Source organism: Bythopirellula superficialaquae (assembly GCF_059632245.1).
In genome coordinates, this window is the sequence record NZ_CP197426.1 from 1,597,004 (window position 1) to 1,613,401 (window position 16,398).

The 16,398-nt window shown below is 49.6% G+C and carries 11 protein-coding genes; 2 read left to right on the forward strand and 9 right to left on the reverse strand.

Features of this window, described 5'->3' with window-relative positions:
* Positions 1-409 precede the first annotated feature (409 nt).
* Positions 410-2,686 (forward strand): DUF5703 domain-containing protein, encoded by a 2,277-nt coding sequence (locus SH678x_RS06580; protein WP_496922092.1) that lies wholly within the window; start codon positions 410-412, stop codon positions 2,684-2,686.
* Between the two features lie 458 nt (positions 2,687-3,144).
* Here SH678x_RS06580 and SH678x_RS06585 read toward each other — a convergent pair whose 3' ends face one another.
* The 9 genes from SH678x_RS06585 to SH678x_RS06625 form a co-directional block, all read right to left on the reverse strand.
* Positions 3,145-4,344, reverse strand: a complete 1,200-nt coding sequence (locus SH678x_RS06585; protein ID WP_496922093.1) for a C45 family autoproteolytic acyltransferase/hydrolase — start codon at positions 4,342-4,344, stop codon at positions 3,145-3,147.
* A 219-nt stretch (positions 4,345-4,563) separates the two neighbouring features.
* A complete protein-coding gene (locus SH678x_RS06590) occupies positions 4,564-5,262 on the reverse strand; it encodes a phytanoyl-CoA dioxygenase family protein (RefSeq protein WP_496922094.1) in 699 nt (232 codons plus the stop codon).
* A gap of 89 nt (positions 5,263-5,351) precedes the next feature.
* The gene (locus tag SH678x_RS06595; RefSeq protein WP_496922095.1) at positions 5,352-6,524 is read right to left on the reverse strand and encodes a DNA-binding transcriptional regulator; all 1,173 of its coding nucleotides are present in this window, start codon (positions 6,522-6,524) and stop codon (positions 5,352-5,354) included.
* Between the two features lie 51 nt (positions 6,525-6,575).
* Positions 6,576-7,487 carry a dihydrodipicolinate synthase family protein gene (locus SH678x_RS06600; protein WP_496922096.1) on the reverse strand — a complete coding sequence of 304 codons (912 nt, stop codon included), beginning with the start codon at positions 7,485-7,487 and terminating at the stop codon, positions 6,576-6,578.
* 55 nt (positions 7,488-7,542) lie between these two features.
* Positions 7,543-8,640: an enolase-like domain-containing protein gene (locus SH678x_RS06605; RefSeq protein ID WP_496922097.1), complete on the reverse strand. Its 1,098-nt coding sequence runs from the start codon at positions 8,638-8,640 to the stop codon at positions 7,543-7,545.
* A 370-nt stretch (positions 8,641-9,010) separates the two neighbouring features.
* Complete coding sequence (locus SH678x_RS06610; protein ID WP_496922098.1) at positions 9,011-10,024, reverse strand: uroporphyrinogen decarboxylase/cobalamine-independent methonine synthase family protein; 1,014 nt, start codon at positions 10,022-10,024, stop codon at positions 9,011-9,013.
* A gap of 646 nt (positions 10,025-10,670) precedes the next feature.
* On the reverse strand, positions 10,671-11,396 hold the full coding sequence (locus SH678x_RS06615) for a phytanoyl-CoA dioxygenase family protein (protein ID WP_496922099.1): 726 nt from the start codon (positions 11,394-11,396) through the stop codon (positions 10,671-10,673).
* A gap of 94 nt (positions 11,397-11,490) precedes the next feature.
* Complete coding sequence (locus tag SH678x_RS06620) at positions 11,491-13,758, reverse strand: right-handed parallel beta-helix repeat-containing protein (protein WP_496922100.1); 2,268 nt, start codon at positions 13,756-13,758, stop codon at positions 11,491-11,493.
* 41 nt (positions 13,759-13,799) lie between these two features.
* A complete protein-coding gene (locus tag SH678x_RS06625; RefSeq protein WP_496922101.1) occupies positions 13,800-14,924 on the reverse strand; it encodes a DUF4432 family protein in 1,125 nt (374 codons plus the stop codon).
* A 782-nt stretch (positions 14,925-15,706) separates the two neighbouring features.
* Here SH678x_RS06625 and SH678x_RS06630 point away from each other — a divergent pair.
* The gene (locus tag SH678x_RS06630) at positions 15,707-16,396 is read left to right on the forward strand and encodes a sialate O-acetylesterase (RefSeq protein WP_496922102.1); all 690 of its coding nucleotides are present in this window, start codon (positions 15,707-15,709) and stop codon (positions 16,394-16,396) included.
* The last annotated feature ends 2 nt before the right edge of the window (positions 16,397-16,398 follow it).

Below are 16,398 nucleotides of genomic sequence, written 5' to 3' on the forward strand. Positions count from 1 at the left end.
CACCGAGAACTTAGCACCCGCTGAAATATTCAAGCTCAAACGGTCACTTGATTCTTCAGACATAGTCCCGATATCGTATCAGCCTAAGGCAAAGGCGTGACTAGCATATTGCATTATGTGAACTGCACTAATCTCATTTTCCTTCGACCTGAGGTCCTGACAATGCATCATCTACGAACGGATGGCGCACTTTTGCGAACTGCGTTCTGATTTGCTGCCGTCATATCCACCCATCTACTATTATGCGTCTTAGTCTCAATTTCATGGCGAGCCCATTTCCCACACGCATTCCTCCACTCTGGAAGGTCGATGGCGAGCGATTGATATGGAGTTCTGTCATCTTGTCTATGTTTAGCACAATAGCGACGGCTTTTAGAGTAAATTTCCTTTCTCAGGTGAGGTCGTTTTTATGTTGAAAAAATCTTTGAGCGCGATTGTCATCCAATTACTTCTTTGCCGGACTGCGATTGGAGATGATTTTCAGTTGCGGGCACTTGAGATGCTTGAGGATTGCAATGTCAGATGGTTGAGCCCAAGCGAAAATGCTTGGGGATCGATGCCGCTTGGTAATGGCGATGTAGGAATCAATTTCTGGGTTCAGCCAAATGGTGAGTTTGTTTTCTACATCAGTAAGAATGATGCTTGGAGCGAAGGAGGGGCACTACTCAAGATTGGCCGAGTCCGAGTGCGATTCGATCCGAACCCAATCGCTACAGGTCAGCCATTCCAGCAGGAACTTAAACTGCGCCAGGGCGAAATCACAGTAGTTACTGGCAAGCCCGGCGAGAAGGTCTCGGCGAGACTGTGGATCGATGCCCATAGCCCGGTGATCATGTTTGAATCGAACTCCGAAAAATCGGTTCAAATGCAAGTACAAGCGGAGGTATGGCGTACGGAAAGGCGTGAATTAACTGATATTGAAACACACACAACCTTAGGTGGAACACCGATTATTGACGCTGACAAGGTGTTGGATACTGGTAAGCACGAATTGCTCTGGTGCCACAGGAATGAAGTCAGCTATTGGGACTATGATAAACACGCCACATTGCATCCCGACTTGAATTTACCCAAGCTGCAGGACCCTCTTCTCCGCCGCACCTTTGGTGGACTTCTCCAAGGGGAGAACTTGGAGAAGACGGATTTCATGACACTGACGTCTATGAAACCCTCGAAAAAGAATCGATTCTGCATCTGTGTGCATACTGATCAAACTGACACATTGGAGAAATGGGAAAGTGCTATCCAGAGCATCAGTGTCAACGTGAGTTCACAAGAATGGGCACAGCGGCGTGAAGCGCATCGCAATTGGTGGGAAAAATTCTGGTCACGGTCGTGGATATTTCTAGACGGCGATGAAGAGGCTGAGAGGGTGAGCCAGGGATACAATCTCCAGAGGTTCATGAACGCTTGTGCGGGCCGTGGCAAACAGCCCATCCTATTCAACGGCTCACTCTTTACGATGCCAGTACTTAAGGAATTCCCAGAGTATAAACTGTCTCCTGGTTTAGAGGCAGATTTCCGTCTTTGGGGACCGCTGTATTTTTGGCAAAACACGCGATTGATTTACTGGTCGATGCTCGCTTCAGGCGATTTCGATTTGATGAAGCCGCTGTTCGAAATGTATTTCAAAATGCTGCCTCTTGCCAAGGCCAGGACGCGTTTGCATTTCCAGCACAATGGGGCGCTTTTTCCTGAGTTTAATCCGTGGTACGGGCCGAATTTCTCTGAAAAACCAAAGAGCGAACTATCTCACAGCACGTTTTACTATCAGAGTGGACTGGAAGTTGTCACCATGATGCTTGCCTACGCAACGGCTACTTCTGATCGTGAATTTCTGCAATCAGTTGCAATACCTTTTGCAAACGAAGTATTGCTTGGGTACTGGGAGCACTTTCAGAAAGACGATAACGGAAAACTTTATATGTCACCGGCTCAATCGCTGGAAACCTACTGGAACGTAGTCAACCCAACTCCGGAAATAGCTGGACTAAACTGTGTCATTCAAGCATTATTGGCAGTGGATGAATCTTACGTTACGAATAAAGACAGATCCTTTTGGAAGCAGGTCCAGAAAGCTATTCCTGATATTCCAACACGAAGTATAGATGGGGTTGAGATAATCTCACCTGCAGAAGTTTTAAATGATGAAGAGCGACATAATTGGGAGAATCCGGAACTCTATGCAATTTTCCCATACCGACAGTTCGGTCTAGGGTATGATCGCCTAGAACTTGCTCGTCAAACCTACGAAAAGAGGATCGAAAAAAGAACGGGCGGTTGGTTTCCTCCTAGCGTTCTCGCCGCCCATCTCGGCCTCGTTGATGAAGCGGCAAAAATTGTACATACGAATTTCACTATCGAGAATGCGGTAGGAATAGGCCACTTCGATACGCCCGACGAATATCGATTTCCTGGGTTTCTTGGACCTAACTGCAATTGGGTGCCAGATCAAGATCAACCATCGCTCGCGATGATTGCTTTGCAGAGAATGATCCTGCAAGAGACGAGCGATAAAATTATTCTATTCGGTGCATGGCCCGAGCGCTGGAATGCATATTTCAGACTGCATTGTTCAAATCAAACGGTTGTCGCGGGTAAAATCAGAGAGGGTAGAATTAGTTTTGATCTCAACTCGCTAAGTGATTTCACTAATAAGACTGTGGAAATTGGATCTCGCGAATGAGTCGTGTCGTTGCGTTATCGACCGTGGTTATACGGCTAAAAAAGGCGTCCATCGGTGCTAGGTAGCATAGCCAGTATCTCGCATCGAATTGCCGTCATGGGGATGCACCTAGCTGAATCGGGCTCGTGGCCTGTAGCCACTTCACCAGATTGTTTCAACGATCGGGCTTTAGAACTTTCCAATTCGGTCTCCAGCGACTAGAGCTTGCTTCACTCTACTTCTAGTAGCCCCAGGTGCCGCGACACTAAGTCCCAGAAAAACACTGCTTCCCGCGATAAATTCTGCTCAGTGACGCCTAGTTTGCAAATCTCTGGAACTAGGGCGCCCCTACCGTTGTCAAAGAGCATGGATAATGACTCAAGGATATTGCATGCCCGACTCAACACGTGCAGGCCTACCTGAAGAGTGATAAGGAATTTCTGAAAACACACCTAGAAAAAAGTAATCATTTTGGCCAATTACTGACAGCAAGGTTCGATCAAAACCTTGGAATCTGGAACTTTTTCGAGCAAGCTTTTGAGACAGAACTTGTGATACTTTTGCTCAGCCGCAGGTGCGCCATCGGAAGCTGCATTTGCTACCCAGAGGCGTGTGGTGGAAGTTTCAAACAGAACATTGTGGAGGTTCGTATCCATTGCCACGGGGCGATTCATAAGACTCATTGCACCCTTGGCGTCGAGTTTCCCATGGTGGGCTTGTGTTTGACGAGCAAGCTCACGATAGCGATCGCCCTGTGAGAGGAGAACACAATCCTCGACGGACAAAGGTAATTTTTCATTCGTCTCTCCCGGCCAGACGAGTTCGAATCGATTCCATGACGCCTCCATGCCAACGGCACGGTTCGAATTGCCGTCGCTTATCACATAGTAATACTCACAGGTTCTGGGGTTATTCCGAAAGACGTCAATCGCACTTTCTAAGTTATCAGCGGTTTCCAAGACTTCGCGTACGAGGAGGGCCATTGGCATGCCGTCCCAATGCCCCAAGCCCTGCCCCCCCATCTCTCCAATCGAGACATGATGAGAGTTCATTCCTGTTACTGAACCGATAAATCCTGCATAGGAAATGTTCACAAAAGGTATGCCCCCTGTGGGCTCGGCCACTATCAGGACAGCATGTTCCTGCAACCGCCAGTCGGTGGCATAGTCGAGCACCCGTCCATGATACAATTTACCGTCGGTGGTCGCAGAATTCATCACTGCGAACCCGCTGCAATGCATCAACTCTGGGATAAAGTTTCCCACTTCAAGATCTTGGATATTCAACCCAGCGCCTTTAGCCAGTCCTGCGAGTTCTTGCTTATATTTTTCTGGAGTATGCTTTCGTTGAAATTCGACTATCCCTCGAATTGTTGAGTAGAGAGTGAATCGAAGAGGGCCCCATTCGTAGATGAGCTTGTCCTTCATGAGTTTCATCATGTGAGACATATTCTCCCGAACATGAACTTTCATCAAAGTGCCATGCTGATATCCCATCTCATAATGAGTACCCTTGAGATGCAAGACGAGGTAATCGTCCACCTCCTCCAACCAACCTTGATCGCAGCGCGCGATAGTCCTGGCATGCAATTCATCGGCGACGAATAAGAGCAAACTTATAGCCGCAACAGTAACCAAGCGGAGGTGACTTCGCTTGTTGAAAAACTTGTAGTGAGGCAATGTTCAACTCCAAAAAAAGATTCACTTCTCCGTAGCCAAACTGAAGTTGATCCAGAATCAGAGAATTCGCAGAACCCGACGCGTCCTAGTCGAATCCAAATTCAAATGAACTTGAAGTAGTTTACCTAGCTTTGGCTTTTCCACTGTCACATTCGTAGCATAATTTACCAAGTTAACTTAGGTGGTGAACTCGTTCAACTTTCGTTTTCTCAACACCAGCTACCACTCCTTGCCTTCCCTGAAATCCCAGCGTCCGGTGCGATAAATTGCCCGGTAAGTCATATCGTCCTTCGCAGAGGCGGGAAGCACGCGAGTGTTCAACTGAATGCGGGGCCGTTCCGACTGATTGATCGCTACTTTGTGGTAACACCGTGAGTGAAGGAGAGCGAGAGTGCCAGGAACGACCGTTAATGCGACTTCACCAGGAATCGATTCTTGATTGCCACCGGGGGGAATGTCGCCCATCCGATGTGAACCCGGCACAACGTACAGCGGCCCGCCCTGCTGAGTCACTTCCCGCCCGTAGATCAAACGATTGACGACAAACTGACCTGGCTCATCGGTAAACGAATCTTGATGCCAGCCTTGCCCATATCCTTTTTTTGTGATCCAAGAGCCGATTGATCCCATACGATAATCGGGGCCAATCACTGCTTCGGTGATTTCTTGCAAGCGAGGATGATTTGCCATTTTCTGCGCGATCGGGTCATCGTTGAGCGTAGCACCTAATGATCCGCATCCGTAACGTTCCAGGCGAAACGACTGGGGCACTTCTTTTTCCCTAAACTCTGCTTCCAGCCGATCAAAAAGCATCAGGAGATTCTTTAGCTCTGACTCCGAGAAGAACCCTGGCATTACCAAATAGCCATCCAATTCGAATTGCGTTCGCAGAGAGGTACCTTCGAGCGTTGTTACCATGTCATACTCCAATGATAATGAAAATGGCCCTGTCACTAGTGGCAAAGTTATCGGATCCCCTGTGGACAAGAAATTTAAAGTTTCAATCGCTAATGGGCTTTAGTTCGCTCACTAAGTTTTTTAACATACTCTCGTGGAGTGAGACCAGTAGCACGTTTAAACACTTTGTTCAACCTGCGGACATCATAGAAACCACATCGTTGCGCAATATCGCTCAGCTTGATTGGTGGCTTAGCGGCCAATAACTTCATGGCCGCATTCACACGGATCTCGGAAAGATACTCGTGGGGGGTACTATGGAGATGTACTTTAAACAACTTTTCAAGCCAACGGCGTGAGACGCTCATCTTGGCTGCGATTTGCTCGATACCGATGGCTTCTTGATACATTTCCTTGATCAGGTCCAGGGCTTTACGGAGTGTTTCTTCCTCGACAGCCAACGTGTCTGTGGATTCGCGGCAGACGACGTTCAGGGGAGGAACTTGCAGGACGGGACGCGGTGACGCGGGATCTGCCATCAGGCGATCGAGTAAAGCCGCCGCCTCCATTCCTACACGGATACCATCGTGTGCTACGCTGCTCAATGACGGACTAGCAAACAAACACGCGGTGGGGTCATTATTAATACCAATCACAGCTACATCGTTCGGTATCTGTAAACCAAGCTCTTTACATATCTCCATGATGAGGCGTGCTCGATAATCATGAACCGCTAAAATTCCCACAGGCAACTCAATGTTGCGAAGCCAGTTACGAACCTCTTCGTGTTCTAACTGGCCAATCTTGGTAAGGCCCTCATAATACACGGTATCTAAACATGTCGTGCACATTCCACCTGAACTTTCTACGGTCTCGATAAAGCCTCGGCAACGCTCATTCGAGTACCACACATCGCGCATTCCATAATAACCAAAGCTGCGAAACTTTCGCTCTAGTAAGTGTTCGGCGGCAATGCAGCCAATTCTATAGTTATCACTCGAGACGGTCGCCAATTCTGTTCCAAACTGTGACGCGGAAAGGTTCACGACCGGCATCTTGAGCGACTTGGCAATTTTGACCTCTTCCTTAGTACCAATGAATGCGATCACACCATCGCCGCGCCAGCGTTGAACACACTTCAGGCTCACTGCTGGACCATCTGGACTATAGGCGAATCTCCACTCGTTCCGCTCGCGCGCGTACTTGAGGATTCCCTGAGTCATTGGATCCAAGTGCGGATTGAACACGGGAAAAACCAGTGCCACTCGCTTGAATTTGTGCATAGGGATGAGCCTCAATCCATCTAAATCTACTATGAGATACTTACACTCGCCTCAATCGACAGCCATTCCCGTGAGACAGCGCTCAATTTCCTCTCGGATCCGTAATGATCCCACATCGCTTGGTGTCCCGACTGGCTGGCGTGTGTGACCGAGTTCAAATCCCCGAAGGCTTACTGCTTGGCGAAACCCCAGCGGAAAATCTGAGTCAGACAACATAGCGTCGAATAGTCCAATCACATTTAACTGTAGTTCCTTGGCTGTTGTGATTTGACCGCTCCTTGCTAAATCGTAGAGCCTCCGGGTGACTTCGGGAACCACTCCACTCGTTGCCAGTGTCGCACCGTCGACTCCCATAAGTAGCATGGGCAGTAGTATCGGCTCCCAGCCGACTAAAAACGAGAAATCAGGGCGCGAGTGTTTGAGCACTGCCATCAGCCGCAATAGGAATGCTGCATCACCGGATGAGTCCTTGATCCCCACAATCCGTTCGCACTCGGCCAGCCTTCGAACCGTATGAACGTCTATCGGACTGGCAAACATCGGAATATTGTAGAGCGTGACATCAATGGGAGAATTTCGTGCGATCTCATGAAAATATTCAAAAACAGCAGAGGGGCTCAGCCTATAGTAGATGGGCGAGACAATCGCAACGGCACGAGCGCCGTACTCGGCGTAGAGTTCGCATGCTCGCACGGTCTCTCGGACATTCGCTTCAGCGGCACCTGCTAAGACTGGCACACGTCCAGCCACCTGATGGCAAATAATTTGGACGATACGGCGACGTTCCTCCACAGTAAAGCGTGTAAACTCCCCCGTCGAACCGTTTGGGTAGAGTCCGTGGACACCTTGAAGGATCAGCCAATCGACGTATCGGCGGAGTTCAGCCTCATGAATCTCACCCTTGCTATCAAGAGGAACCACATTAGGCGTGAAAATTCCAGATATCTTATCTTGTTGTGACACGTGAATGATTCCTACACAACGAAAGTTAAATCAATTAAATCGGCCAAGCATTTGGTTAATTGCTCGAAACCAATTCGAAGTCCTCAGGAACAATTTTTATTAAACTGCCAAACGGAGCTCGATTGATCGAATTAACACACATTTGACCATTTAGAATCGCGACTCTTGGCCAGCTCTCGCCTGTGTCGTCGATCCTAGTTGTATAAAGATCCCCGTGGACCTGGCCAACCTGTTCTCGCACGGAAGCTGGAAATGGCTCCAGCCCAGCGACGTAGTGGTGTCCGTTGCGTTCCATGTGGGTAAACCCAAGCGACGCCCCGACTGCTAAATCCTGCATTAATGCAATCGGGCCAATATTCATTAAGTCTTCTCCTGTCATCAGCCGCCGCCGCGGTGGATGCTGGTAATTGTACCAACGTACCAAACAAGCATTGGCTATACCCTTGAAGACACCTTTGCAGTTTTTATGACTCGTGCCATCGTAGCCTAATCGTAACGCTTGCGCGAAACTTCCGATCTCTGAATCTGACTCATCGATAATGATTGGCGGTCGTCCAAGCCAGCCGGCAAGATTCTGGTCGATCTGAGAGGAAAGTGCGGATTGACGATGAATCGGCTGTTCAATTAATAATAGCCCTCGCTCAAGGAAACGGCGAATTAGGCGATCAGAGTTCAACTCTGCCCAGTACTCAAAAAACTCTTCGGGGCACTGAAAGAATTCGTTACCATCCAACGTGAACTGCCCGCTGGGGCAGTATTTCTCAAGGATATGTGATATTAAAATCAGTCTTTCGCGAGCGACTGCCACATCAATCGGAAGTTTAATCTTGAAATACTGTAATCCATAACTTCGGATGCATTCGTCCAAGGCGAGCGGCAAATCATCCTTCCTTTGAATTTCTTCGGCAATATCGGCAATCGTCAGCGGATCGCCCAATCCCACGGTGTGCCTCACCGCAATGCGAGAAACCGGTTCGGAGTCGAGCAAATCATGCGGCGACAATTTGCCAAACTCGGGATTAAACTCGGACAAACAAATCTCAAATAGGTTCGATTGCAGCGCGGCGTGAAATGTTGTTGCATACCTGCGACAACTCGCATCAATCACAGCCCGCTCAAGCAAGGATACTCCAAATGTCTTGAGCAGCGGCACCAAGGCCTGTATTGCAACGTCGCTGAGCTGCCGAGCGAGCAATTCACGCCACCAACTATAAACACTTGTCTGTTGGCCAATTTCGACTGCCAAGGCCGCAGCTCGTCGAATCACCAAAAGCATGGCGCCCAGTTCCTCGGCAAAAGATTCGTCAGGCTGTTTCGTAAACCACTTCGGCGGAAGAATATCTGCGGAATAGCCACATGAATATTGGCCATTGATTTCAGCCTCGATCAACACAATTAAATACGGTACTTCCGTAAGCGTGGCAATTCCATACTGAAAGGGAAAACGTGTACGGACGCGGACTTGACGCAACTCAACTTGCTTGACGGCGATGACCATATATCTGCGTCTCAAGAAACCGCATTCAGCGACCCAGGAATAAATCTCGGCCACGAACCAAGTTAACCATCTTACGGTCTGCAACACTGCGCTTATTCATCCAAAATCCGCAATCGGGGTGGACCCATTTGACGCGACCAGGGCCCAAAAGCTTGGTCGCATCGTCGATTCGCTTGGCCACTACTTCGGGAGTCTCAACAGTGTTGACTTTGACATCGATCACGCCAATACCAAGTCCAATCCGCTCGTCGAGTTCTGACTTAAAGTGCGGCAACTCGGCGTACCCGCAAAAAGCAAACTCCAGCAAGACATGGTCGCAATGCAAACGATTCATGAAACCGATCAATTGCTTCCAAGTACCTCGCTGGATTGACTGGCCACCATAGTTGCCAAAGCAGATATGTACGCCTTTTTTCGCAGCTTGGCTCGCGGCGTCCAGCACGATATTGATGGCATCGGCTGCCCATTCCCCTTCCTGCGGGCTACCAGTAATATTGGCTTCGTCAATTTGCAGCACGTCGGGGTTAATATCGGCAACCTGCTTGGCAAGCGTTTGCGCAATCGCGACCGCTACCTCGGAATGCGAACCGTAGTGCTTGTCAAACAAAGTCTTACTGAGCATGTGTGGACCAGTTAACGTAAACTTGAGTGGGGCCTTCGTCAGATCTCGAGCACGTAGATAGTCACGCGGTATATTCATTGTCCCTTCGCCAATATCGCCCACGATGACACCTGCTGGTTCACTACGAAAGCTCATGCCGGGGATCTTGTGAAACTCCTTTATTTCTGTTCGAGTGAGATGTTGTCTGACACCGGCCATCGGCCTTACGAAGTAGTCAATCATTCCATTAGTATCGGGGTGATTCACATCCCACCGGTACAGCTCTCCGTCTGCCACAACATCAATACCCGCCACTTCCTGAGTCTTAAACACAACTCGTGTAGCGTCGATTAATGCTTGTTGAGAAGGTAGTGCAACCAGCCATTCCGGCACCGGATATGACCCTACGACCGTAGCAAGAATTTCAGAAGTTGACATAAATATTACCTCTGGTCAAAGATTTTTTATCTTGGCATGCAGGCGTAGATAATTGCTGGGCAAGTATCAATTTCAGTAGAAACGTCTGGAAAATTACATCGTGGTGGAGAGATATCGCACCAGTTTGCACGAGCGGTGGGACTAAAACGTTAGCCGATCTCAGTGGCGTGGAAGTACTGTGCCCCGTCCCATACATGCGAATGAATTCGTGTGCAAACAATGCTTCATCGGTGTGCATATTAGCAATCATAAGTAGCTGGCAACGCGCCACGATGCTATTAACTTGGGGACCAGAGATTGCGTGATAAGTCTCGAAAATTCTCTGCATAGTCGCCACACCAGATCACCTTTATCCCGCTGTACCATGGTCCATCACATAGATCGGTTCTCGGCCTCGCAATTGAGACTGTAACAGTCGCATAGCACAACTGTCAGCAGAGTTCGCATAAAGTCTGCCTCTGTTCGCTTTAGTGATGGTACTCGTGCGATGTGGCGACCTTGATCCCGTGCCAGCAGCGTTGTGCGACGTCACGAAGAGACGGATCGGGAGTGGCTCTTAGATTACGCTCGACAAAGCGACTTAGGAAGTCAAGTTCCGACTCTAGAAGGAAAGTAGGGAAGCACATCTGAAAGCTGAATTGAGTGTTCAGCTTGTTCCCGCACACTCTAAATTCTTGGCAGCCCATCGCTCTGACAATTTCTGAACTTCGAGTAGTCGATCGGGGCGACGCCCGGTGGAAGCTTCACGTACTGATCGCTCGGCGTACTGGGCCGCATAGGCATAACGCGGTTCATCAGTGTTATTTGTAAAGGAGCAGTGCATCGTGTTACGGTCAAAAATACAGGCATCGCCAGCTTGAAGTGTCGGCAACGGCTGGCCGTTAGGCGGAGCGGCTGCCCGGCGGTGCCCATCGACGATCTCAGCCGGTTGTACGCCAAGCAAATGGCTGCGGGGTGCAACCCAGAGAATAGCCTTTTCGGGAGTAATGTTGCAAAGCGCAATAAAAACATTTAGCGCTCTTCCCAACAAATGCGTGTACTGGTTATCTTGGTGCCACTCGAGACCTTTGCCACCCTGGGCCGGAACAACCGCCAACATACCAAAGAATATCGCGGGCTTATTTTCAAACAGCTGTTCAACTGCTGTGACCACACGAGGCTCGACCAAACAGCGGTGCAGCATCGGCTCACGGTCAGGACTTGTGAAATCGAACATTTGCGGCGTCCAGGCACCTCCCGCCTCGACAGCAAATAAATCAGCTGATTCGCGAACCGATTGAACTACGTCGTTGGGCACAAGTTCTGGTACGACGACATACCCCTCGCGGTAATAGGACTCGATTTGATCTTCTCGCAAAACATTCTCAGACATAAATGCGTTCCTGCTGCAAAGATGGTTGTTGCGTGCTCGCAGACCTAAAAGCTCAAACTGTGAGCAACTATAACTTTCGGCACTTATTTGTTCTTCAATCGGAAACCGAAGCTTGCCTGCCGATTCGATCGAAGGGGATGGGTTTAAAATCATCAATAACCTTAAAGACGGTCGCGTCTTTGCGAAGTGAAAAGTCTCGCTTCTCTGCATTAACGAATCCTGGGTCACGTTCCGTAACAAAGTTGTCGCGCTGCTCTACCTCGGCATAGGGAGCGCGGAGCTTCAGTACGTCGGCACATCGATAGATCACGTTCTTCGCCATCAAATTGCCACGTGGCCGCTGGCCCACTCTGGTTTTACCGTCTTGCAGATATTCCATGTAATCTGCAAGTTCTGGATAGCGAATACTGTACGGGGGCTTGCGAATGTCAACTAACTGCAGAAGGCGACGTTCAAACAAACCTGTATGAGCGGGATCGAACATAGCGTTTGGTGGCTGATCCCCTGTAGAATCAACTGGCGATCCGGGCGGTACTCCAAAGAAATTCGCACGGTGCTCGTCAGTAATGGCGTACCAAATGGAATTGAGTTCGACCGCAGGCCCTAAGCTCTCAATGAAGATGTTGTTAATTATCTTGACATCGTGCCCGCTGTTGCTGTGTACAGTGCTGCGGCTAGCAGTTCGATAGAACACATTGCCAAATACTTCAACGCCACAGGCACCGTCGTCAAGATAAATGCCCATTACCATGCGATCTCGGCGGCCAATATTCTCAAAATAATTGTAGCGGATTACGTTGCCACGATCGCTCGGATCGCGACCTATGTACCACGCCGACGTATCGTCCGAGTCCATCGCAAGATCATGGAAATAGTTATACTCAAACAAGTGGTCGTTGCCGCGAACATAGATTCCCTGAAAGTCAGAATTGGAAACTTCACAGTGAGAAACTTCATTACCGCAACCATCTACGTTGATACCTGAGCACAGAAACTTGTTACGACGATTGTAATTGTAGATCAAGCTGTTGGAGACCTTCGATCGACCAGCGGTGAGCGATTGCTTGCTACCGCCACTCAAGTAAATCCCGCCCGCGCCGGTGTTGTAAACGACACAATTGATGATTTGGTGTTCAAGCCCGGCATTTCGATCCCAAGTGGGGCAATCGTACAAGTGCGACTGTAGACTGCCAACCTGTCGCGATACAGGTTGCCCGACGTAATCGTCGTGGGTGATGTGAGGAAATGTCTGTTTAGCGCCCACCCCCATCAAGATGCCGGTGGTCCCGACATTTCTCACCATGCAGTTTCGGATCGTATTGCGCTTGCCGCCTTCAATATAAACTCCTATGCCACGCCCTGCTTCGAAGGTTAACCCGTCGACTGTGACTTCTGACGCGTTCTCTAAACAAACGATGGGCTCTTCCAGCAAGGACACCAAAATCGTAGCCTTCTCCAGATCCTCTTGGGGCCACAGATACAGTATCCCAGTTTCACGATCAAGGTACCATTCGCCTGGCGCATCAAGTTCTTCAAGGACGTTATAGACAAAATATTTTCGATAGGAGGCGTCACCTGCCAGTCCGTACATATGCTCACCGGCAAGCTTTACTTGTCGTTGTTCGCTATCTATCAACTCAATTGGAATATTGTCGTCGGCATATCCATTGTTGAGAGTTCCTTGTATCCACACATCGTCGACGCTCGTCCAGCGTGCATGTCGCGGGTCAGTGTATTCAAAAGTCCCGCCCCGCTCACTGTAGTCCCCGATTCGGGGAACGGAGCCAGGGTCGATAATTCGGCGTAACTCAATGTCGCCTACATTCGGATATCTCGCAAGCTGCCAAGCCTCCTGATTGACAAACAGCTCTAATGGAGCGCATACAACTGGGAGCATATGGCCGTATCGCCGTAGCGCGCCGTAATCAGTAATCCCAAGCTCTCGTAAGTTAGCTTGCACGACGTTCTCCCGAGCAGGACTACCTTCAAGCCGTTGCAAGACAGCTTGATCGGTCACTCTCTGAAAACTCTCGGCTGCAATCTGGCGGCCGCCTCGGACGTTGACTTTCGCCTCAGGTCTTGCTTGGTAAGTAGTGTGACTGTCTTGGGCACTCAAGATAAAGGGCTCTTGCAATTCGTAGTCACCCTGCTCAATCCAAACCTGTACATTGCTGGATAGCGGGAGTTTGCTCTCTTGCCGCTGGCGACGGACTAAATCGCGGGCCTGATTTAAGCTTGCAACGGGTCTTGCTTCAGTGCCCGGATTTGTATCTTTGCCCTTCGGCGACACATAGATGTCCCCATTGACAGAGCTTTCGAGGCTGAGAGCCGCGATGAAAGCGATGACCACGTATTTTGACATTCCAGCAAGTCCTGCATTCTGATCGACTGAGTATAATTACTTCAACTTTCACCACCTGTGAGCAGTCCATCCAGCGACTGCATGCCTTGTAGCTCTTCTTGACCCTCCCGGACCCGTAGAGACAGATGATAAGTGCGGCTTTCACCCGGATAGAGAGTCAAGTGCGCTGCGGGATGATCATCGCGGGCTTTACCAAAAATTGAGCCGCTAAAAGGTTCAAACGCAGCCAAATAGCTGCCGCCCTCGCCAAAATATTGCCAATTGCCGACGCGTGGAAGTTCCGAAATGGGGTAGGCCAGCTCTAGTCCGATATTCTTTGCATTATTAATAATGCCCACATGGGCGAGCCCGTCCTGATCGGCAGGAGGTGTTGCGATGAACATGCCCCCTCTGGCATCATAATCACCAAACAATTCTTCTCGGCGGTAAGGAATGGTCTTGAGTTGGGCAAAGTCATCAGTCGACTTGGCTGATGCAAACTGAAAATAGCCTTCGCTGCGACCGCCGCAGATCAATTGGCAGCCACTATCAACCAGTGGATACCCGAGTGTCACGTGGTAGAGTAAGGCGTTCGAACAGGGTCGATTTCCTGTATTGATTACCTCATCAACGATATGAATCGCCGAATCACCTAGCCGACATGTAATCTGTCGACGAACCTCAATGTTTGGCTCGAACATTCGCGTGTCTCGAATCGTCATTGCAATTGACATTTCGAGAGTCTTGGTGCGTGAATCTGGGTTGATTACTGCTTCGACTGATGCTGGAGTGTTTGAGAATCGCCCGTGTAGCGGAACATGCGTGCCGTCTTCTACCCGAGGCTCACCTATGTATTCCGGACCACCCGTGGTCAACAAACCTCCGGGCCATCCACTGAGCCATTCGTATTCGCGATGATATGCATGATTGGGTGGCTTGTACCCATTCTGTGTAAGAAAAGCCAGGTTTATCCCCTTATAAGTCGCATCGACGATATCACCGCCTCGGTCGAGTGCTACGACAAAACTGAGACCGCCTCCCGTATTGACATGCGCTACCCGACAAGACTGCCCTCCGTTCGGATTGGGATAATCTATAGATCCTGTACGAATGCCACCGAGTTGTAAAATCGTCTCGCACTTGCTTGTATCGAAAGTCATAATCTTGGAGTGCTCGTTTCGATCCATGACTCCTTCCGCCTGCGAGATTCTTTAGACATGAGAAAAGAAGGCTGGAAAAATTGCGTATGCATCCCTCCAGTACCTTAGTTATTTTGGACGCTTCCATTTGTACGAATCAAGTTCCATATTCCGAACAACAGGAGAAACTTTGCGAACTTTGCTATGTCGGCGCTATGACGGCCGCTTATTCGCCGTGATCTTTATTACAATCTATAAGGATGTAGGGCCTTCCATGTGCAGACGGTTGTTCGAACAAATCGCCGTATGCAACCCCGCACCCACCTCCAGCAGCATTCCCTAGTGCGATATTTATCTGTTCGATGATGACTCAAAGCCAATACCCGCAATACCTTTCAATTTTGCTAACGAGTGTGTTGGCTGTGCATATCGGTCTGGGAAGTCCATCTTGGCAGCGACTCACGGCCCAAGAGATACATCTATTGAGCCCAACTCCGTATGCTGTGATCCAACGACAAGGATTTCGACCCGCGACTGCGCATGAACACAACCCGAACGGACCCGACCTGGGTTTTGCGAATGTCCGACTGCATTTTCGATGCGATTCACTACCGTCGGCACAACTTGCATGGGAGTATCGTGTGGAGTGCTTGCCGAACGCCTTCGGCAGATCGCAGGAATGGCGGCCTCTTGCTATTGATCGATTAGGTGCCGAGTGGGAGGCAACCGCACGAGTTGCGGCGGGAGGCTGGTATCGACTGGTAATCCGAGCTACTGCGAATGGCGAGGCGGTTGCAACTGGCACGGTCGAACCAATTGGCGTTGGAGAGGTGTTTGTTGTTGCTGGTCAGTCCTATGCAGCGGGCGAGAGCGATGCACACCTCAAAATTTCCGATCCGCAGGAAAGAATTGTCTGTTTCGATTGGCGTAATGAAACGTGGCAAGTTGCTAATGATCCTTTCCCGCACGTAGGCGACGGTGGCACGATTTGGCCGCCAGTTGGCGACCTACTATTGCCTATTCTGCGTGTGCCGGTCGGTTTTGTGAATGTAGCGGCCAGCGGAACTTCATCCCAGCAGTGGTTACCAGGGACCCCCTTGTTTGAGAGATTAGATGCGGCAGGAAAAAAGGTCGAACGATTTCGTTTTGTACTTTGGCAACAAGGCGAGTCAGATGTTCTGGAAAGAACCACTACAGACCAGTACGTCGAGAATCTCACTCAAATCAATAAAGTGCTGAATGAGCGTTGGAAAAACGACGCGACCTGGCTACTTGCCAAATCTACTCTTCATCCCACCGTTTATAGCGAACCTCAGCAAGAGGCGGCCATTCGATCTGCCATTGAATTGTTATGCAAAAGCCCTGGATTTCGTCCAGGGCCTGACACAGACATTTTGGGGGGCGAGAATCGGGGTGATGTCAATTCGCGTCGACATTTCACAGAGCTTGGGCAGAAACGAGCAGCTTCCATGTGGTTCGCTGCGATATGGAACGAACTGCAGTCTCATGAAGAATTCTAAAA

Excerpts from the sequence above, each read along its gene's own strand:
- SH678x_RS06580 (WP_496922092.1), top strand. The coding sequence starts at position 410 with ATGTTGAAAAAATCTTTGAGCGCGATTGTCATCCAATTACTTCTTTGC.
- SH678x_RS06590 (WP_496922094.1), bottom strand. The coding sequence starts at position 5,262 with ATGGTAACAACGCTCGAAGGTACCTCTCTGCGAACGCAATTCGAATTG.
- SH678x_RS06595 (WP_496922095.1), bottom strand. The coding sequence starts at position 6,524 with ATGCACAAATTCAAGCGAGTGGCACTGGTTTTTCCCGTGTTCAATCCG.
- SH678x_RS06610 (WP_496922098.1), bottom strand. The coding sequence starts at position 10,024 with ATGTCAACTTCTGAAATTCTTGCTACGGTCGTAGGGTCATATCCGGTG.
- SH678x_RS06615 (WP_496922099.1), bottom strand. The coding sequence starts at position 11,396 with ATGTCTGAGAATGTTTTGCGAGAAGATCAAATCGAGTCCTATTACCGC.
- SH678x_RS06620 (WP_496922100.1), bottom strand. The coding sequence starts at position 13,758 with ATGTCAAAATACGTGGTCATCGCTTTCATCGCGGCTCTCAGCCTCGAA.
- SH678x_RS06625 (WP_496922101.1), bottom strand. The coding sequence starts at position 14,924 with ATGGATCGAAACGAGCACTCCAAGATTATGACTTTCGATACAAGCAAG.